This window comes from Streptomyces sp. NPDC090442 (genome assembly GCF_044769405.1).
Classification (GTDB): domain Bacteria; phylum Actinomycetota; class Actinomycetes; order Streptomycetales; family Streptomycetaceae; genus Streptomyces.
The window spans coordinates 104,491-123,908 of sequence record NZ_JBIVXW010000011.1 but is presented as its reverse complement, the minus strand read 5'-3'; the positions used below and the strand labels follow the sequence as shown (position 1 = coordinate 123,908).

Genomic DNA, 19,418 nt, shown 5'->3' with positions numbered 1-19,418 from the left:
CCGGTGAAACCGACGTGTTCTCCGGCCTGGGAAACCGGGGGTGAACGGCGGCGGATACCCGGGGGCCGTACGGTCGTCGGAATGTTGCGGAGGGGGCGCGCGGGGCGGCCGGTATCGTACAAAGACGTGCATCTGAAGAGTCTGACCCTGCGAGGCTTCAAGTCCTTCGCCTCCGCCACGACGCTGCGGTTCGAACCGGGCATCACCTGCGTCGTGGGCCCCAACGGTTCCGGCAAGTCCAACGTCGTGGACGCGTTGTCGTGGGTGATGGGGGAGCAGGGGGCTAAATCGCTGCGCGGCGGGAAGATGGAGGACGTCATCTTCGCCGGGACGACCGGGCGGCCGCCGCTCGGCCGCGCCGAGGTGTCGCTGACGATCGACAATTCCGACGGCGCGCTGCCCATCGAATACGCCGAAGTCACCCTGACCCGGACGATGTTCCGCAACGGCGGCAGCGAGTACCAGATCAATGGCGACACCTGCCGGTTGCTGGATATCCAGGAACTCCTCTCGGATTCCGGTATCGGCCGCGAGATGCATGTGATCGTCGGCCAGGGGCAGCTCGACTCGGTGCTGCACGCCGATCCGATGGGCCGCCGGGCGTTCATCGAGGAGGCCGCCGGCGTGCTCAAGCACCGCAAGCGCAAGGAGAAGGCGCTGCGGAAGCTGGACGCGATGAAGGCCAACCTCGCCCGGGTGCAGGACCTCACCGACGAACTGCGGCGGCAGCTCAAGCCGCTGGGGCGGCAGGCCGCGGTCGCCCGGCGGGCCGCCGTCATCCAGGCCGATCTGCGCGACGCCCGGCTGCGATTGCTCGCCGACGACCTCGTCACGCTGCGCCGGGCGCTGGCCGACGAGATCGCGGACGAGGCGGCGCTGAAGGAGCGCAAGGAGGCCGTGGAGGCGCAGCTTCGGACGGCGCAGCAGCGCGAGGCGGCGTTGGAGGCGGAGGTCCGGGCGTTGGCGCCGCGGGTGCATCGGGCGCAGCAGACCTGGTACGAGCTGTCCCAGCTCGCCGAGCGGGTGCGCGGCACGGTGTCGCTGGCCGAGGCCCGGGTGCGGAGCGCGGCGGCGGCTCCGCCGGAGGAGCGGCGCGGTCGGGACCCCGAGGAGTTGGAGCGGGAGGCCGCGCGGATCCGCGAGCAGGAGGCGGAGTTGACGGCCGGCCTGGAGGCGGCGAGCCGGGCGCTTGAGGACACCGTGGAGCACCGGGCCGCGCTGGAGCGGCAGTTGGCCGAGGAGGAACGGCGGTTGCGGGACGCCGCCCGGGCCTTGGCCGACCGGCGCGAGGGGCTGGCCCGGCTCAGCGGTCAGGTGACCGCCGCCCGCGGTCGGGCCGCCTCGGCGCGGGCCGAGATCGAGCGGCTGGCCGAGGCCCGGGACGCCGCGCAGTCCCGGGCGGTCGCGGCGCAGGAGGAGTACGAGCAGCTCAGGGCCGAGGTCGACGGGCTGGACGCGGACGACGAGGAGATCGCCGGCCGGTATGAGGCGGCGCGACGGGAGTCGGCCGAGGCGGAGTCCGCGCTGAGCGCGGCGCGGGAGGCGCTGACCGCGGCCGAGCGGGAGCGCGCCGCGACCGCCGCCCGGCACGACGCGCTCGCCCTCGGGCTGCGCCGCAAGGACGGCACCGGCGCGCTGCTGGCCGCCGCGGACCGGATCGGCGGGCTGCTCGGGCCGGCGGCTGAACTGCTCACCGTCACGCCCGGGTTCGAGGTCCCGGTGGCGGCCGCGTTGGGCGCCGCGGCGGACGCGGTCGCGGTCACCGACCCGGCCGCGGCCGCGGCGGCGCTGCGGCTGCTGCGCACCGAGGACGCGGGGCGGGCGGCGCTGGTGTTGGCCGGCAGCCGGCCGGCGCGGGTGCCGGCGCCGGCCCGGGCGCGGGAGGAAGTAGAGGCGGTGGCGGTGGAGGCCGCCGAGCGGGCCGGACGGGGCGAGAGGTCCGGCGGGGCCGGCGGGGGCGGTGTCGCGCCGGAGCCGGGGGCGGGCGGCGGGCCGGTGTCCGCGCAGGAACTGGTCCGCGGGCCGCGGGAGTTGACCGCCTCGGTGGCCCGGCTGCTGCGGGACGTGGTGGTGGTCGGGACGTTGGCGGAGGCCGAGGAGGTGGTGGCGGCGCGGCCGGAGCTGACCGCCGTCACCGCGGAGGGCGATCTGCTGGGGGCGCATTTCGCGCAGGGCGGTTCGGCGGGCGCGCCGAGCCTGCTGGAGGTCCAGGCGTCGGTCGACGAGGCGGCCGCGGAACTCACCGAGCTGGCGGCCCGCTGCGACGAACTGGCCGAGGCGCGGCGGGCGGCGGAGCGGCGGCGGGCGGCATGCGCCGCGCTGGTCGAGGAGTTGGACGCCCGGCGGCGCGCGGCCGACCGGGAGCAGTCGAAGGTCGCCGGGGATCTGGGGCGGCTGGCCGGGCAGGCGCGGGCCGCCGCGGGGGAGGCGGAACGGTCCGCCGCGGCCGCCGCCCGGGCCGAGGAGGCGCTGGCGCGGGCCATGGAGGAGGCGGAGGAACTGGCCGCCCGGCTCGTCGCGGCCGAGGAGGCCCCGGGCGCGGCCGACGAGGAGCCGGACACCTCGGTGCGCGACCGGTTGGCCGCGGACGGGGCCAACGCCCGGCAGACCGAGATGGAGGCCCGGCTCCAGGCGCGTACGCACGAGGAGCGGGTCAAGGCGCTCGCCGGGCGGGCGGACGGGCTGGACCGGGCGGCGCGGGCGGAGCGCGAGGCGCGGGCGCGGGCCGAGCGGCGGCGCGCCCGGCTGCGTCACGAGGCGGCGGTGGCCGGGGCGGTGGCCTCGGGCGCGGGTCAACTGCTGGCGCACATCGAGGTGTCGGTGGTCCGGGCCGAGGAGGAGCGGGCCGCCGCGGAACGGGCCAAGGACGAGCGGGAGCGGGCGCTGGCGGGCGCGCGCGAGCAGGGCCGCGGGCTGGCGACCGAGTTGGACAAGCTGACCGACTCGGTGCACCGCGGCGAGGTGTTGGGCGCGGAGAAGCGGCTGCGGATCGAGCAGTTGGAGGGCCGGGCGCTGGAGGAGTTGGGGGTGGAACCGGCCGCGCTGGTGGCGGAGTACGGGCCCGACCAGCCGGTCCCGCCGTCCCCGCCGGCCGAGGGCGAGGCGCTGCCCGAGGACCCCCTGCACCCGCGGAACCTGCCGGTGCCGTATGTGCGGGCCGAACAGGAGAAGCGGCTGCGGGCTGCCGAGCGGGCGTACCAGCAGCTCGGGAAGGTGAACCCGCTGGCGCTGGAGGAGTTCGCGGCGCTGGAGGAGCGGCACCGGTTCCTCAGCGAGCAGCTCGAAGACTTGAAGAAGACCCGGGCCGATCTGCTGCGGGTGGTCAAGGAGGTCGACGAGCGGGTCGAGCAGGTCTTCACCGAGGCGTACCGCGACACCGCCCGGGAGTTCGAGGGCGTCTTCGCGCGCCTCTTCCCGGGCGGCGAGGGGCGGTTGGTGCTGACGAACCCGGACGACATGCTGGCGACCGGGGTGGACGTGGAGGCGCGGCCGCCGGGGAAGAAGGTCAAGCGGCTCTCGCTGCTGTCGGGTGGGGAGCGTTCGCTGACCGCGGTCGCGCTGCTGGTGTCGATCTTCAAGGCGCGGCCCAGCCCGTTCTACGTGATGGACGAGGTCGAGGCGGCGCTGGACGACACCAATCTCCAGCGGCTGATCCGGATCATGGAGGAGCTCCAGGAGAGTTCCCAGCTGATCGTGATCACGCACCAGAAGCGGACGATGGAGGTCGCCGACGCGCTCTACGGCGTCTCGATGCAGGGCGACGGCGTCTCGAAGGTGATCAGCCAGCGGCTGCGCTGAGCCCACCGGGCGGGGGCCCGTGCAGGCCCCCAACGCGCCTTCTTCGCCGGCCCGTCTTCACCTTCTCAAGATCAATTCAGAACTTGAATGGAGGCTGCGCTGGACGGGTGAGGAAGACGTCAGGTTTCGGGTATTGACTTCGAAACTTAAAGGCATAGTCTCTGCAACGTTGCTTTTACCTTCAAGTGGTGGGTACCCCCAACGTGTGCACCACTTGTAGGGCCAGCCCCCTACGCCCGGCAGCGCAGCCGGGCCACTGGAGTTCACGTTGACCAGCACCGCGCAGCCGACGGTCCCGGAAGGCCGCAAGGCCCAGCCGGACCACCTCGGCCATGTCATCTTCATCACCGCGGCTGCCGCGATGGGCGGCTTTCTCTTCGGCTACGACAGCTCCGTCATCAACGGCGCCGTCGAGGCGATCCGCAGCCGCTACGACGTCGGGTCCGCCGTCCTCGCGCAGGTGATCGCCATCGCCCTGATCGGCTGCGCGATCGGCGCCGCCACCGCCGGCCGGATCGCCGACCGGATCGGCCGGATCCGGGTCATGCAGATCGCCTCGGTGCTGTTCACCATCAGTGCCATCGGCTCCGCGCTGCCGTTCGCCCTGTGGGACCTGGCGATGTGGCGCGTCCTGGGCGGCATCGCGATCGGCATGGCCTCGGTCATCGGCCCGGCCTACATCGCCGAGGTCTCGCCGCCCGCCTACCGCGGCCGGCTCGGCTCCTTCCAGCAGGCCGCGATCGTCGTCGGCATCGCCGTCTCCCAGCTCGTGAACTGGGGCATCCTCAACCTCGCCCACGGCCAGCAGCGCGGCACCATCGCCGGCCTGGAAGCCTGGCAGTGGATGCTCGGCGTGATGGTCATCCCGGCCGTCCTCTACGGCCTGCTCTCCTTCGCGATCCCCGAGTCGCCGCGCTTCCTGATCTCCGTCGGCAAGACCGAGCGCGCCAAGGAGGTGCTCGCCGAGGTCGAGGGGCACACCGTGGACCTCGACGCCCGGGTCGTCGAGATCCAGGACGCGATGCGCCGCGAGCACAAGTCGACCTTCAAGGACCTCCTCGGCGGCAAGGGCGGCTTCCTGCCGATCGTCTGGGTCGGCATCGGACTCTCCGTCTTCCAGCAGCTCGTCGGCATCAACGTCGCCTTCTACTACTCCTCGACGCTGTGGCAGTCGGTCGGCATCAACCCGGAGAGCTCGTTCTTCTACAGCTTCACCACCTCGATCATCAACATCATCGGTACCGTGATCGCGATGATCTTCGTCGACCGGATCGGTCGCCGTCCGCTGGCGCTGATCGGCTCCGCCGGTATGGCCGTCGCGCTGGCCCTGGAAGCCTGGGCCTTCTCCGCCAAGACCGCGGCCGGCACCCTGCCGGCGACCGAGGGCACCGTGGCGCTGATCGCCGCACACGCCTTCGTCCTCTTCTTCGCGCTCTCCTGGGGCGTCGTGGTCTGGGTCTTCCTCGGCGAGATGTTCCCGAACAAGATCCGTGCCGCCGCGCTGGGCGTCGCCGCCTCCGCGCAGTGGATCGCCAACTGGGCGATCACGGCCAGCTTCCCCAGCCTCTCGGACTGGAACCTGTCCGGTACCTACGTGATCTACGCGGTCTTCGCCCTGCTCTCGATCCCCTTCGTGCTCAAGTTCGTGAAGGAGACCAAGGGCAAGGCGTTGGAGGAGATGGGCTAACTCCCCGCCAGCCCTCTCCTCAGTTCTCGCCGCTGCCCCGACTCACCCGAGTCGGGGCAGCGGTGGTTTCCGCACGGGGCACGCCGAGCCCGCCTACGCCAGGAGCCGGCTGTCGGCGGGTATCTCCACCCAGCGGCGGGGCGGGCCGATCACGGGCTGTGGGGTCGGCACGCGCAGTCCGGCCGCGGCGGAGGCGTAGGCCAGCGCGCTCGCGTCGTACAGGTCGTCCGGCAGGGAGCGGCTCCAGAAGCGGTGGGTCCAGTGGCCCTCGGGCGCCCCGTCGAGCGGCGGGAGGCCGAGCTCCTCGGACAGCTCGACGCGGCCGTCGCGGGCGAGCACGCCGAACGTGCCGCCCCGGGGGCTGACGTAGAGGCCGTACGCGGTGGTGCCCGGGGAGAGTGCGGCCAGCAGCGGGTCGGTGCCCAGCACGTAGGACGCGGGCTGGAGCAGGACGCAGCCGCCGGGCACGCCCGTCACGCCCACCGCGCGGTGGGCGTCGGCGCCGTACGGATCGAGGCCCCAGGAGTCCGGGTCGGACGGATCCGCCCCGGGGGCCGGCGCCCGCCCGGGGCCGTCGGCGGGGGCGCGGCCCAGCCGGCGGACCGCCTCCGCCTCGTCGACGCCGGCCACGAACGCCACCGACCTGCCCTCGGCGCGCACCCCGCGGAAGACCGCCGCCCGCTCGTCCGCGTCCCGCACGGCGGCGCGCTCCTTTGGCGACAGCGGCACCGCGCCCGGGAGGCCGGCGAACAGCGGGGCCAGCGCGGTGGTCAGCGCCAGCCGGCCGGGGGAGCGGCCGCCGAGCTGCGGGCGCCAGGCGTCCGCGCCGGCCCGCAGCAGCACCTCGGCGGCCGCCGCGGCGCCATGGCAGACGGCGCCCCACAGCGCGGTGCATCCCTGGTCGTCCGGGGCGTCCACCGCCGCGCCGTACTCCAGGAGCGCGGCGACGGCCCCGGGGGAGCCGTGGGCGGCGGCCAGATGCAGCGGGGTCTCCGGGGAGTCGGGGGCCAGGGCGGTCGGGTCGGCACCGTGCTCCAGGCGGGCCAGCACCGCGGCGGGGTCCCGCCACTGGGGCGGGGAGAGGAACTCCCAGTCGCCGCGAGGCGGTTCGGGCACGGGCGGTGCCCACGGCCGCGGCTCCGGCTCGGCCGGCCGGGCCATGATCGCGGCCGGGCCCGTGGCGCGCGTGCGGAACCCCCGCGACTCCGCACGCTCCGCCGGCGGCGCGGCGTCCGGCCAGACCTCCCGCGCCCCGCCGGCCGCCGCCCGCAGCGGCCCGGCGTCGACGACCGTGACCGTCTCGGGCACCTGCTGGTCCGGCCACTCGACCACCAGCTGGGTGGCGCCGGCCGGCGGCAACTGCGAGAGGTGCAGCTCCAGTTGGTAGTGGAAGGCGCCGCCGGAGCCGCCGCTCATCCGCAGGGTCGGGCCGCGCCGCTCGGCCAGCGGCCAGGGCGCGCCGTCGAGGGTGGTGACCTTCCGCCCGTCGGCCAGCAGCAGCCCGCAGCGCAGCGCCCCGTCGCCCGGGTGGCCGTGCGGCGCGGGCGGGCCGCCGGGACGGAGCCGCCGCAGGAAGACCGACAGCCGCATCGTCACCGACCCCGGCCAGACCTCCCACCCGGTGAGCAGGATCCGCACGTCGGGGCCCGCGCCGGCCTCGGCGACCTGCGGAAGCTGCGCCGGGACGAACCAGTGGGCGGGCGCGAACTCCTCGTCGTCACCGGGCGCGTACGGGCCCAACTCCAGGGTGTCCTGCGATGGTTCGGGGGGTGGGGCGGACGCGGGCAGACCGTCGAAGAAGCTCATGCACCGATCGTGACACCCGGCACTGACAATCGACCGCGTCGCGCCCGCGGTCCGCTCCGGCTCAGTCCGCCAGCCGCGGCGCGACCCGCTCCGCGAACAGTCGCAGCGACCGCCAGCCCTCCTCGACCGGCATGCCGCCGCACAGCGGATGCAGGATCAACGTCCCCTGGGCGCCGTCCTCTTGGGCCAGTCGCAGGCAGTCGTCCGGAGTGAGGATCCGGTAGACGCCCTCGGCGCGTAGGGCCGCGGCGTCCTGCGCGGTCGAGCGCACCGCGGAGTGGTTTCCGGCGGACTGCCAGGCCGCGTACCGCCGCGCCTCGTAGAGCAGGTGGTCGCCGTGCTCGGCCCAGCTGCGGTCCGGGTCCTCGGAGAGGTGCAACAGGCAGGTGTGCCGGGGTGGTTGGAGCACCCAGCCGGTCGTGCCGGCCGCGGCGCACTGCTCGTGGTAGTAGCGCTCCAGCTCCGGCAGGTGGGCGCTGGGGAAGAGCGGCAGCCCCAGGCGGGCCGCCCGTCGGGCCGCGGGCCGCGAGGCGCCCCCGATGAGCAGCGGTGGGTGCGGTCGGGTAAACGGGCGGGGGGTGACCCGGACGGTGCGTCCCCGGTAGCGGAACGGTTCGCCGGTCCAGGCGTCCAACAGCGCCCGGAGCACCTCGTCCTGGAGGGCGCCGCGCTCGCGCCACTCCTTGCCGTGCGCCGCGTACTCCTCGGGCCGGTAGCCGAGGCCGGCGACGGTGACCAGCCGGCCGCCGCCGAGCAGATCGAGCACGGCGAGGTCCTCGGCCAGCCGCAGCGGGTCGTGCAGCGGCGTGAGCAGGGCGGAGACGGTGACGCCGATCCGGCGGGTGGCGCCGAGGACGGCGCCCGCGAAGGCGAGCGGGGAGGGCATCCAGCCGTTGTCGGTGGCGTGGTGCTCCTCGGTCTGGACCATGGTCAGGCCGTGGTCGTCGGCGTACTGGGCCATCTCGACGGCGGCCCGGTAACGGGCGGAGAGGTCGCCCGGCGCGGCCGGTGGGCCGGCGAGGTTGAAGCGCAGGACCGTGGTGGGTGCGGCAGAACCGGCGGACATGACGGGTCCCCTTCGCCAGAGCAGGTGGCGAAGGGGACCGTAACTGACGATACGTCAGTTCACCAGGGGGAGGGGCGGTATCCGGCCGCCGGTCAGCCGACCTCGACGGTCGACCGCTCCTCGTCGGAGCCCGCGACGGGGGCCGGCTCCGGGGTGCCGGTCTCGCGGGCGGCCGGCAGCGCCGCGAAGACCACCGCGGCGATCAGGATGGTGGCCGCCCAGCCCAGGCCGTTCTGGCCCACCCAGGTGTCGGCCAGCGGGCCGGTGAACCACTGGACCTTGGTGAACGACAGGCCGGCCAGCAGGGCGACGCCCCAGGCCGTCATGGCCTGCCAGCAGAAGCCGCCCTTGTACCAGTAGCGGCTGGTGCGGTCGATGTTCATCAGGCTCGGCGCGTGGTAGCGGACCGCCTTCTTGCGGCGGCGGGCCATGTCGATGCCGTAGACGCCGATCCAGGCGGAGAAGGAGACCGCGAGCAGCGTCAGGAAGGCGATGAACTGGCCCACGAAGTCCTTGGCCACCAGCATCATGAACAGCCCGCCGATCAGGCTGATGGCGGCGTTGATGCTGACCGCCAGGGCGCGCGGCAGCTTGACGCCCATGGTCTGCGCGGTGAAGCCCGCGGAGTACATCGACAGGCTGTTGATCAGCATCATGCCGATCAGCGCGGTGATCAGGTACGGGATCGCGATGGCCGACGGGAGCACCTGGCCGAGGAAGGACATCGGGTCGGTGTTCTGGTTGGCCAGCTCCGGCTTGGAGACGGCCATCACGCCACCCATGACCACCATCGGGACCAGGACCAGGGCCGCGCCCGAGACGGTGGTGCCGACGATCTTCTTGCCGGAGGCCGAGTGCGGCAGGTAGCGGGCGAAGTCCGGGCCGGTGGGCACCCAACTGATGCCGCCGGCCGCGATGGTGCCGATGCCCGCGATCATCATCGCGCCGCTGCCCGGCGACTTGGCGAAGATCGCCCCCCACGGCATCTCGACGATCAGGTAGATCAGGACGACGACGCTGATGAGGCTGAAGAGGTACGTGGAGTACTTGTTGCAGACGTTGAGCGCCTTGCGGCCCATCCCGCTGATCAGGAAGGTGCAGGCGACGAAGCCCAACAGGGTCACCACGACCAGGACGTTGTTGGTCTGGATGCCGAACACCAGGCGGAGCACGGTCAGGATCGCGTAGGCGCCGCTGACCGCGTTGATCGTCTCCCAGCCGAAGCGGGCGACCCAGAGGATCGCGCCCGGGAAGTAGTTGCCGCGCACGCCGAAGGCGGCCCGGGAGAGCATCGCGCCCGGCGCGCCGCCCCACTTCCCGGAGACCGACAGCAGGCCGACGATCCCGAAGGAGATCGTCGCGGCGATCGCGGCGACGATCAGCACCTGCCAGAAGTTCAGGGCGTTGTTGATCACCAGGGAGGCGCCCATGGTGAGCAGCAGCACGCTGATGTTCGCCGCCACCCAGGTCGGGAAGAGCTCCCGGACCCGCCCCCGGCGTTCGTGATCCGGGACCGGCTCGATGCCGCGGGTCTCGACGGCGCCGTCGGCGTCGGAAGTGGACGTGGATGCAGACGTGGTGCTGGTGCCCATGGGTGCAGCTGTCTCCGTGCGGGGGTCTGGGTGGCACCCCCGGGAGAGGAGGTGCAGGCAGCGGCTGTGGTGCCTGGCCAGAAAAGTGGTTGCCAGGACTCTACGCGCGTTGCTCAGCCGCCGACCATCGTACTTTGTTCCAAGTTCTTTCGATCCGTCCGCTTGGACTCCCTGACGATCGCACGGAGCGCGGAGGCTGTCGATGAATCCAGTCACACCCCCGTGATCAGGACATACAAGACGCAGGGGACGCCCCTACCGCCCCGCTCGCCCGACGTCGGCCGGCTCCCGGCCCTCGCCCGGGGCCCGTCGGAGAGACGTACGTCTCGTTTGAGCGCGGGCGCGCTGCCACCGGGCGGCGCGATCCCGCCCCTCGGGGCATGGCGCGGCGGAATTGGTGCAAGGTGAACTCGATGAACGACAGCGAACCCGCCCAGGAGGCCGATGTGCCCGCCAAGACATGCCAGTGGTGCCAGGGCACCGGCTATGTGTCCCAGGCCCTGGCCTACGCCCCCGGCGTCGACCCGTTCCGCGGCCCGTACGAGACCGTTCAGCGGGCCGGCGAGTGCCGCCACTGCCAGGGATCGGGGATGTACGAGTCCGACCGCGACCCCACCCTGGAGCGCTGGCGAACCGAGGAGCGCAGGGAGTCCTGAGGCGGGTTCCCGACCGGGATCACCCAGGGCCCGCGGGAGTTGAGAGAACCCCGCCGGCAACCGGGACGGGCCCCCGGGCGCGTGCGGCCGTCCGCGGCGGGGTGTGGCTGATACTGGAGGGGTTATGGAAACCGTCATCCTTGCCGTAGTCATCGCCGTGGTCGTGCTCGGCGCGATCAGCGGGCTGGTCGTCACCGGCCGCAAGAAGAAACAGCTGCCGCCGCCCCCGCCGGCCGCCCCCAAGCCCTCCGTCACCGCGCCCCCCGTCGAACCGCAGGTCGGCGAGGAGGCCGAGACCCCCCGCGACGAAGAACGTCGCACCATCGAAGAAGTCGAGCTGCCCACGGCCGAGGCTCCCGAGGCCGAGGCCGAGGCGCCGTCCGCCGAGCCGGAGGCGCCCGCCGCCCCCGCCGTCGAGGTCCCCGAGCCGACCGCCGGCCGCCTGGTGCGGCTGCGCGCCCGACTCGCCCGCTCCCAGAACACCCTCGGCAAGGGCCTGCTGACCCTGCTGTCGCGGGAACACCTCGACGAGGACACCTGGGAGGAGATCGAGGACACCCTCCTCACCGCCGACGTCGGCGTCACCCCCACCCAGGAACTCGTCGACCGGCTCCGCGAGCGGGTCAAGGTGCTGGGCACCCGCAGCCCCGAGGAGCTCCGCAAGCTGCTCCGCGAGGAGCTGCTCGCCCTCATCGGCACCGACGTGGACCGCACCGTGCACACCGACGGCGCCGTCGGCAACGGCGGCGACGAGATCCCCGGCGTGGTGATGGTCGTCGGCGTCAACGGCACCGGCAAGACCACCACCACCGGCAAGCTGGCCCGCGTCCTGGTCGCCGACGGCAAGTCCGTGGTGCTCGGCGCGGCGGACACCTTCCGCGCCGCCGCCGCCGACCAGCTCCAGACCTGGGGCGAGCGGGTCGGCGCCCGTACGGTCCGCGGCCCCGAGGGCGGCGACCCGGCGTCGATCGCCTTCGACGCGGTCAAGGAGGGCATCGCCGAGTCCGCCGACGTCGTGCTGATCGACACCGCCGGCCGGCTGCACACCAAGACCGGGCTGATGGACGAGCTCGGCAAGGTGAAGCGGGTCGTCGAGAAGCACGGCCCGGTCGGCGAGGTGCTGCTCGTCCTGGACGCCACCACCGGCCAGAACGGCCTCGTCCAGGCGCGGGTCTTCGCCGAGGTCGTGGACATCACCGGCGTGGTGCTCACCAAGCTGGACGGCACCGCCAAGGGCGGCATCATCATCGCCGTCCAGCGCGAACTGGGCGTCCCGGTCAAGCTGGTCGGCCTGGGTGAGGGTCCGGACGACCTGGCGCCGTTCGAGCCCGAGGCGTTCGTGGACGCGTTGATCGACTGACGGCGGCACGGCGCGACGGCGGCGGCCCCCGGTACCCGTGGACGACGGGTACCGGGGGCCGCCGCCGTTCCCGTAGGACGGCGGGGTCGGGCCACCGGGAGCCCCGCCCCGAGCGTTCGGATCAAGCCAAGCCGGCGGGCGGGTGTCGCCGGGGATCACATCCGGCCAATGCGGCCGCGCGGGGCGGGAGATGACGACGACGGCCGGGCCCGCCCGCGCGCCCCGGCCGCCACGGCGCGCGCCGGCTCAGCGCCCCGGCGGGCCGGACACCGCCGCACCGGAGGCCGCCCGGTTGCACACATACGCCAGCGCACCCAGCAGCAGCCGGGCCTGCGGCGGGCAGCCGGCGGTGTCCAGGACCGGCTGGCGCAGCCAGCGCATCGGCCCCCGGCCACCGAGGTCGGACGGCGGCGCGGTGACGTGGTCGCCGGTGCCCAACGGGCGCAGGTCCAGATCCGCGTCGTCCCACCCCATGCGGTAGAGGAGGTCGGGCAGCGCGTCGGCCGCCCCCGGGGCGACGAAGAACAGCGCGCGCCCGGTGGGCGTGGCGGCCACCGGCCCCAGTGGCAGGCCCATCCGCTCCAGCCGCACCAGCGCGCCCCGGCCCGCGTCCTGCGGCACGTCCAGGACGTCGAAGGACCGGCCCACCGGGAGCAGCACCGCGGCGCCCGGCGTCTCCGCCCAGGCGGCGACCGCCTTCTCCAGCGTGGCGCCGGCCGGCACCTCGCGGGCGAAGGAGAGCGGATGGGCGCCCGGGGACGGGCAGTTGGCGGCCCCGCACGAGCACACCGTCCGGCCGCCGGCCCGCACGGCGCGCGCGCCGGGGACGACGTCCCAGCCCCACAGCCCGGTGTACTCCGCCGCCGCGGTGCCTTCGGCGGAGCGGACGCGGCGGCGCGAGCCGGAACGGAGGTCCCGGATGCCGCCGATCGTGAAACCCATGCCCCCTCCTTCGGGTGGTGCGGATGAGTGGTGACGAGTCGGCGAGTTGACGAGGAGACGGTTCTTCACGCTGGTGTTCACGCTCCGTCGGCGCATTGCGGTGCCGGTGGTGTGCCGTCACGCGCCGGGTGGCGAGGCTCGGTCCGCACGCCCTCGCGTGCACCGCTCCGCCCGCGCCCGGACGACCTGTGTCAAGTCAATCGCGAGAGGCGGCCGGGGAGTTCATTCAAAGGGGTGGCGAATGGTGGCGTTTCTGCAATCGCCCTCCCGACGGGCGTGATCGTAGGATTACTTTCGGTGCACGAACCCGCAGGGGCAACATTCGTACGCGTATGCCCGTGGCAACGCGCGAGGGGCGACGGCCGCAGGTGTGGCCGGATTCCGCGGTCGGGTAGATGTACCGCGGAAGGGGGGCCGCAACAGGCGGCATCCTGTGGGTGGTTCGCGGACAAGCGCTATCGGAATGGGGGCGTTCCTGTGGGCGGCACGGACGGCACCGCCGGCTCCACCAGCACGGACGGCACCGACGCCGTCAAACGTCCCAACGCGCAGTTGGGGTCGTGGTTCCTGCGCAGCGGTTGGTCCAAGGGCGAGTTGGCGCGACAGGTGAACCGCCGGGCGCGCCAGATGGGCGCCCACCACATCAGCACTGACACCTCCCGCGTGCGCCGTTGGCTCGACGGCGAGCAACCCCGCGAGCCCATCCCGCGGATCCTCTCCGAACTCTTCTCCGAACGCTTCGGCTGCGTGGTCGGCATCGAGGAGCTGGGGCTGCGCTCGGCGCACCAGTCCCCGTCCGTCTCCGGCGTGGACCTCCCCTGGGCCGGGCCCCAAACCGTCAACCTCATCAGCGAGTTCACCCGCAGCGACCTGATGCTGGCGCGCCGCGGCTTCCTGGGCACCTCGCTCGCGCTCGCCGCCGGCCCCTCCCTGATCGAGCCGATGCAGCGCTGGCTGGTGCCGGTGCCCGCGGCCCCGGGCGAGCCCGGTGCGCCCTCCGAGCGGCCCCGCCGCCCGGCCCGGCTCTCCCGCCCCGAGCTGGAGCTGCTGGAGGCGACCACCGCGATGTTCCGGCAGTGGGACGCGCAGTGCGGCGGCGGCCTGCGGCGCAAGGCGGTGGTCGGCCAGCTCCACGAGGTCACCGACCTGCTCCAGGAGCCCCAGCCGCCCGAGATCGCCCGGCGGTTGTTCAAGGTCGCCGCCGAACTCGCCGAGCTGGCCGGCTGGATGAGCTACGACATCGGCCTCCAGCCCACCGCCCAGAAGTACTTCGTCCTCGCGCTGCACGCCTCCAAGGAGGCCGGCGACCGCCCGCTCGGCTCGTACATCCTCTCCAGCATGAGCCGGCAGATGATCCATCTCGGCCGGCCCGACGACGCGTTGGAGCTCGTCCACCTCGCCCAGTACGGCAGCCGGGAGACCGCCACCCCCCGCACCCAGGCGATGTTGTATGCGATGGAGGCCCGGTCCTACGCCGGCATGGGCCAGCCCAGCAAGGTCAAGCGCGCGGTGCGGATGGCCGAGGACACCTTCTCCGACATCACCGCCGGCGAACCCGATCCGGACTGGATCCGCTTCTTCTCCGAGGCCGAACTCAACGCCGAGAACGCCCACTCCTACCGCGACCTCGCCTACGTCGCCGGCCGCAGCCCCACCTACGCCTCGCTCGCCGAGCCGGTCATGCGCCGCGCCGTCGAACTGTTCGCCAAGGATCCCGAGCACCAGCGCTCCTACGCGCTCAACCTCATCGGCATGGCCACCGTCCACCTGCTCCAGAAGGAGCCGGAGCGGTGCGCCGAGATGGCCCAGCAGGCGATACCGTTCGCCCGTCAGGTCCGCTCCGAACGGGTCAACAACCGGCTGCGCAAGACGGTGGACACCGCCCTGCGGGAGTTCGGCACCGTCGGCGAGGTCGTCGAGCTCAGCGACGAGCTCTGCCGGCAGCTCCCGGAGACCGCCGTCGCCGGCTGAGCGGACCGCCGCGACGCACGGGGAGTTCATCGCGGCGTAACACGCAGGACGACTTCGTCACCCCGGTGAAACACCGGCAAGGTTTGGCCGAAACGGCGCCGCGACACCCTCATCGCGAAGCCGGCCCACCCCCACCCGCACGGGCCGCATCGACGACGAGGAGACGCCGATGCCCCCAGGCATCCTTCCGCTCGCAGACGGCCTGGCGGAAAAAGCCACGCTCAGCCCCGCCAACACCGGGTTCGTGCTCGTCTGCTCCGCCCTGGTGATGCTGATGACCCCCGGCCTGGCCTTCTTCTACGGCGGCATGGTCCGGGTCAAGAGCGTGCTGAACATGCTGATGATGAGCTTCATCAGCCTCGGCATCGTCACCCTCCTGTGGGTGCTCTACGGCTTCGGGCTGGCCTTCGGCACCGACGCCGGCGGCGTCATCGGCTGGAACGGCGACTTCGCCGGCCTCGGCCACATCGGCCTGACCCAGCTCTGGGGCACCAGCACCATCCCGATCTACGTCTTCGCTGTCTTCCAACTGATGTTCGCGGTGCTCACCCCCGCGCTGATCAGCGGCGCCCTCGCCGACCGGGTGAAGTTCACCGCCTGGGCGCTCTTCATCGCCCTGTGGGTCACCGTCGTCTACTTCCCGGTCGCCCACTGGGTGTGGGCCGACGGCGGCTGGCTGTTCAAACTGGGCGTCATCGACTTCGCCGGCGGCACCGCCGTGCACATCAACGCCGGTGCCGCGGCGCTCGGCGTGATCCTCGTCGTCGGCAAGCGCATCGGCTTCAAGAAGGACCCGATGCGGCCGCACAGCCTGCCGCTGGTGATGCTCGGCGCCGGCCTGCTGTGGTTCGGCTGGTTCGGCTTCAACGCCGGCTCCTGGCTGGGCAACGACGACGGCGTCGCCGCGGTCGCCTTCCTCAACACCCAGGTCGCCACCGGCGCCGCGATGCTCGGCTGGCTCGGCTACGAAAAGCTCCGGCACGGCTCGTTCACCACCCTCGGCGCGGCCTCCGGCGCGGTCGCCGGCCTGGTGGCCATCACCCCCGCGTGCGGCGCGGTCAGCCCGCTTGGCGCGATCGCGCTCGGCGTGATCGCCGGGGTGCTGTGCGCGATGGCCGTCGGCCTCAAGTACCGCTTCGGATACGACGATTCCCTCGACGTGATCGGCGTCCACCTCGTCGGCGGCATCGTCGGCTCGCTGCTGGTCGGGCTGTTCGCCACCGGCGGCGTGCAGAGCCACGCCAAGGGCCTCTTCTACGGCGGCGGCTTCGCCCAACTCGGCAAGCAGACCGTCGGTGTGGTCTGCGTCCTGCTGTACTCGCTGGTCGTCTCCTACGTCCTTGCCAAGGCCATCGACCTGGTGATGGGCTTCCGGGTCGGCGAGGACGAGGAGATCACCGGCGTCGACCAGGCCGCACACGCCGAGACCGCCTACGACTTCGCCGGCGCGGGCGGCGGCACCGCGGCCCGCAGGACCACGGCACTGGGCGAATCCCCGACCAAGAAGGTGGACGCGTGAAGCTCATCACGGCAGTAATCAAGCCGCACCGGCTCGACGAGGTGAAGGACGCCCTCCAGGCGTTCGGGGTGCACGGCCTGACCGTCACCGAGGCCAGCGGCTACGGACGGCAGCGCGGGCACACCGAGGTGTACCGGGGCGCCGAGTACACCGTCGACCTGGTGCCCAAGATCCGGATCGAGGTGCTCGTCGAGGACGCGGACGCCGAGGAGTTGGTGGAGGTCGTCGTCAAGGCCGCCCGCACCGGCAAGATCGGCGACGGGAAGGTGTGGAGCGTGCCCGTCGAGGAGGCCGTGCGGGTGCGGACCGGGGAGCGCGGACCCGACGCGCTGTGAGCCGCCGGCGGCGGGCGGCGGGGGACGACCGGAGCGCCGCGGGGGACAACACGACCGAGGAGAAACCGAGTTGACCGAGCGCGTCGAGACCGCAGACCCCGCCGCCACCGCTCGCACGGGCGGCGACTACCCCGCCGCCCGGCTGCGGCTCCTCCAGGACGACACCCCCACCGGCCCCGACCGCCGGGCCGCCCTCGCCCACCTCACCGACGACTGGCTCGCCGCCCTACTGGCCGGCGCGCTCGCCCCTGCTTCCCGCGGCCCGGCCGCCACCGGCACCGCACTGGTCGCCGTCGGCGGCTACGGCCGCGGCGAACTCTCCCCGCGCAGCGACCTCGACCTGGTGCTGCTGCACGACGGCCGCGCCGCCAGCGCCGCCCTCGCCGCCCTCGCCGACCGCCTCTGGTACCCCGTATGGGACCTCGGCCTGGACCTCGACCACTCCGTCCGCACCCCCGCCGAGGCCCGCCGCGCGGCCCGCGACGACCTCAAGGTGCAGCTCGGCCTGCTCGACGCCCGCCACCTCGCCGGCGACCCCGAACTGACCGCCGCGGTCCGCACCGCCGCCTACGCCGACTGGCGCGAGAGCGCCCCCCGGCGGCTGGCGGAGCTCCGCGAGCTCTGCCAGGAGCGCGCCGCCCGCCACGGCGAGCTCCAGTACCTCCTCGAACCCGACCTCAAGGAGGCCCACGGCGGCCTGCGGGACGCCACCGCCCTACGGGCCATCGCCGCCTCCTGGCTCGCCGACGCCCCCCGCGACGGACTGGAGGCCGCCCGCACCGCGCTCCTGGACACCCGGGACGCCCTGCACCGCACCACCGGGCGCGCCACCGACCGCCTCTCCCTCCAGGACCAGGACCAGGTCGCCGGCGCCCTCGGCCTGCTCGACGCGGACGCCCTGCTCCGCCGCACCTACGAGTCCGCCCGCACCATCGCCTACGCCGCCGACGTCACCTGGCGCGAGGTCGGCCGGGTGCTGCGCGCCCGGTCCGTGAAACCGGCGCTGCGCGGGCTGTTGGCCGGCCGCGGCGGCGCCCGCGGCGAACGCTCGCCGCTCGCCGACGGCGTCGTCGAACTCGACGGCGAGGCGGTGCTGGCCCGCACCGCCCGCCCCGAACGCGACCCGGCGCTGCTGCTGCGCGCCGCGGCCGCCGCCGCCCAGGCCGGGCTCCCGTTGGCCACCCACGCCATCCGCCGCTGCACCGCCGCCCGGGCCGGCGCGCCGCTGGCGGTGCCCTGGCCCGCCGAGGCCCGGGAACAACTGGTCACGCTCCTCGGCGCCGGCGCGCCCACCGTGCCCGTATGGGAGGCCCTGGAGGCCGAGGGCGTCATCGCCGGCCTGCTGCCCGACTGGGAGCGGGTCCGCTGCCGCCCGCAGCGCAACCCCGTGCACACCTGGACCGTGGACCGCCACCTGGTCGAGACCGCGGTCCGCGCCGCCGCGCTGACCCGCCGGGTGCACCGCCCCGACCTCCTCCTGGTCGCCGCCCTGCTGCACGACATCGGCAAGGGCTGGCCCGGCGACCACGCGGTGGCCGGCGAGACCATCGCCCGCGACATGGCCACCCGGCTCGGCTTCGGCCCCGGCGACACCGAGGTGATCGCCGCCCTGGTCCGGCACCACCTGCTGCTCGTCGAGACCGCCACCCGGCGCGACCTGGACGACCCGGAGACCGTCGGCGCGGTCGCCGAGGCCGTCGGCAGCCAGGGCACCCTGGAACTGCTGCACGCCCTCACCGAGGCCGACGCGCTCGCCACCGGGCCGGCGGCCTGGAGCTCCTGGCGCGCCGGGCTCGTCGCCGGCCTCGTCCGACGCGTCGCCGACCGGCTCGCCGGCGGCCCCGCACCGGACCCGCGCGAGACCGACGCCCCCACCGCCGAACAGGAGCGGCTGGCCGTCGAGGCGCAGCGCACCGGCGGCCCGGCGCTGACCCTGTGCCCCCGCCCCGAGGCCGGGTCGACGGACGCCGCCGCGGACGACCCGGGCGCGACCGCCCCGGAACCGGTCGGTGTGGAACTCCTCATCGCCGTCCCCGCCCGCCCGTTGCCCGGCCACCACTCCGCGACGGCCGTGCCGCCCGGCGTGCTCCCCGCGTCCGCCGGCGTGCTGGCCCTGCACCGCCTCACCGTCCGCTCCGCCGAGCTGCGCACCCTCGACCCCCTCGGCCGGGGCCCGGTGCTGCTGCTGAGTTGGCGGGTGGCGGCCGAGTACGGCTCGCTGCCCGAGGCCGCCCGGCTCCGCGCCGACCTCGTCCGGGCCCTCGACGGCTCCCTGGACATCGCCGCCCGCCTCGCCGAACGCGAACGCGCCTACGCCCGCCGCTCCCGCGCGGTCCTCGCCCCGCCGCCGAGCGTCACCGTCGCCGCCGGCAGTTCCCGCACCGCCACCGTCATCGAGGTGCGCGCCCAGGACGCGCACGGGCTGCTGCACCGGATCGGCCGCGCCCTGGACGCGGCCGGCGTCAGCGTGCGCAGCGCCCACATCAGCACCCTCGGCGCCAACGCGGTCGACGCCTTCTACGTGACCGACCCCGACGGCACGCCCCTCCCCGACCCGACGGCCCACGCGGTGGCCGAGGCCGTCGAGTCCGCCCTCCACGACCCGACCCCCGCCCCCTAGAGGCCAACTACCGCTCCCCAGGCCCCGGTTCCCGCCCGCTCGGACGCAACCACTGCGCCCAGGGGC

The 19,418-nt window shown here is 74.0% G+C and carries 12 protein-coding genes; 8 read left to right on the top strand and 4 right to left on the bottom strand.

Annotated elements, in window-relative coordinates; all coding sequences use genetic code 11:
- Window positions 1-126 precede the first annotated feature (126 nt).
- The gene (locus tag ACIQU6_RS10965) at window positions 127-3,798 is read left to right on the top strand and encodes a chromosome segregation SMC family protein (protein WP_403481315.1); all 3,672 of its coding nucleotides are present in this window, start codon (window positions 127-129) and stop codon (window positions 3,796-3,798) included.
- 268 nt (window positions 3,799-4,066) lie between these two features.
- The gene (locus ACIQU6_RS10960) at window positions 4,067-5,485 is read left to right on the top strand and encodes a sugar porter family MFS transporter (RefSeq protein WP_403481314.1); all 1,419 of its coding nucleotides are present in this window, start codon (window positions 4,067-4,069) and stop codon (window positions 5,483-5,485) included.
- A 93-nt stretch (window positions 5,486-5,578) separates the two neighbouring features.
- Here ACIQU6_RS10960 and ACIQU6_RS10955 read toward each other — a convergent pair whose 3' ends face one another.
- The 3 genes from ACIQU6_RS10955 to ACIQU6_RS10945 form a co-directional block, all read right to left on the bottom strand.
- Window positions 5,579-7,291, bottom strand: coding sequence for an ankyrin repeat domain-containing protein (locus ACIQU6_RS10955; RefSeq protein WP_403481313.1), 1,713 nt, complete (start codon window positions 7,289-7,291; stop codon window positions 5,579-5,581).
- 61 nt (window positions 7,292-7,352) lie between these two features.
- Entirely contained in the window at window positions 7,353-8,357 is a 1,005-nt protein-coding gene (locus ACIQU6_RS10950; RefSeq protein WP_403481312.1) for an LLM class flavin-dependent oxidoreductase, read from the bottom strand.
- 92 nt (window positions 8,358-8,449) lie between these two features.
- On the bottom strand, window positions 8,450-9,949 hold the full coding sequence (locus ACIQU6_RS10945) for a purine-cytosine permease family protein (RefSeq protein ID WP_403481311.1): 1,500 nt from the start codon (window positions 9,947-9,949) through the stop codon (window positions 8,450-8,452).
- A 413-nt stretch (window positions 9,950-10,362) separates the two neighbouring features.
- On the opposite strand from ACIQU6_RS10945, the gene ACIQU6_RS10940 reads away from it, so the two are divergent.
- On the top strand, window positions 10,363-10,605 hold the full coding sequence (locus tag ACIQU6_RS10940; protein ID WP_403481310.1) for a hypothetical protein: 243 nt from the start codon (window positions 10,363-10,365) through the stop codon (window positions 10,603-10,605).
- A 124-nt stretch (window positions 10,606-10,729) separates the two neighbouring features.
- Window positions 10,730-11,965 (top strand): signal recognition particle-docking protein FtsY, encoded by a 1,236-nt coding sequence (gene ftsY / locus ACIQU6_RS10935; RefSeq protein ID WP_403481309.1) that lies wholly within the window; start codon window positions 10,730-10,732, stop codon window positions 11,963-11,965.
- Window positions 11,966-12,211: 246 nt separating this feature from the next.
- On the opposite strand, the gene ACIQU6_RS10930 is transcribed toward ftsY, so the two are convergent.
- Complete coding sequence (locus tag ACIQU6_RS10930) at window positions 12,212-12,907, bottom strand: bifunctional DNA primase/polymerase (protein ID WP_403481308.1); 696 nt, start codon at window positions 12,905-12,907, stop codon at window positions 12,212-12,214.
- Between the two features lie 477 nt (window positions 12,908-13,384).
- On the opposite strand from ACIQU6_RS10930, the gene ACIQU6_RS10925 reads away from it, so the two are divergent.
- The 4 genes from ACIQU6_RS10925 to ACIQU6_RS10910 all read left to right on the top strand — a co-directional run bounded on the left by ACIQU6_RS10925 (window position 13,385) and on the right by ACIQU6_RS10910 (window position 19,352).
- Complete coding sequence (locus ACIQU6_RS10925) at window positions 13,385-14,878, top strand: hypothetical protein (RefSeq protein ID WP_403481307.1); 1,494 nt, start codon at window positions 13,385-13,387, stop codon at window positions 14,876-14,878.
- A gap of 169 nt (window positions 14,879-15,047) precedes the next feature.
- On the top strand, window positions 15,048-16,397 hold the full coding sequence (locus ACIQU6_RS10920) for an ammonium transporter (RefSeq protein WP_403481306.1): 1,350 nt from the start codon (window positions 15,048-15,050) through the stop codon (window positions 16,395-16,397).
- Window positions 16,394-16,732: a P-II family nitrogen regulator gene (locus tag ACIQU6_RS10915; protein WP_039632407.1), complete on the top strand. Its 339-nt coding sequence runs from the start codon at window positions 16,394-16,396 to the stop codon at window positions 16,730-16,732. The genes ACIQU6_RS10920 and ACIQU6_RS10915 overlap by 4 nt, the downstream gene beginning before the upstream one ends.
- Window positions 16,733-16,802: 70 nt before the next feature.
- Complete coding sequence (locus ACIQU6_RS10910; RefSeq protein ID WP_403481305.1) at window positions 16,803-19,352, top strand: [protein-PII] uridylyltransferase; 2,550 nt, start codon at window positions 16,803-16,805, stop codon at window positions 19,350-19,352.
- Window positions 19,353-19,418 lie beyond the last annotated feature (66 nt).

Excerpts from the sequence above, each read along its gene's own strand:
- ACIQU6_RS10955 (WP_403481313.1), bottom strand. The coding sequence starts at position 7,291 with ATGAGCTTCTTCGACGGTCTGCCCGCGTCCGCCCCACCCCCCGAACCA.
- ACIQU6_RS10950 (WP_403481312.1), bottom strand. The coding sequence starts at position 8,357 with ATGTCCGCCGGTTCTGCCGCACCCACCACGGTCCTGCGCTTCAACCTC.
- ACIQU6_RS10945 (WP_403481311.1), bottom strand. The coding sequence starts at position 9,949 with ATGGGCACCAGCACCACGTCTGCATCCACGTCCACTTCCGACGCCGAC.
- ACIQU6_RS10940 (WP_403481310.1), top strand. The coding sequence starts at position 10,363 with ATGAACGACAGCGAACCCGCCCAGGAGGCCGATGTGCCCGCCAAGACA.
- ftsY (WP_403481309.1), top strand. The coding sequence starts at position 10,730 with ATGGAAACCGTCATCCTTGCCGTAGTCATCGCCGTGGTCGTGCTCGGC.
- ACIQU6_RS10930 (WP_403481308.1), bottom strand. The coding sequence starts at position 12,907 with ATGGGTTTCACGATCGGCGGCATCCGGGACCTCCGTTCCGGCTCGCGC.
- ACIQU6_RS10920 (WP_403481306.1), top strand. The coding sequence starts at position 15,048 with ATGCCCCCAGGCATCCTTCCGCTCGCAGACGGCCTGGCGGAAAAAGCC.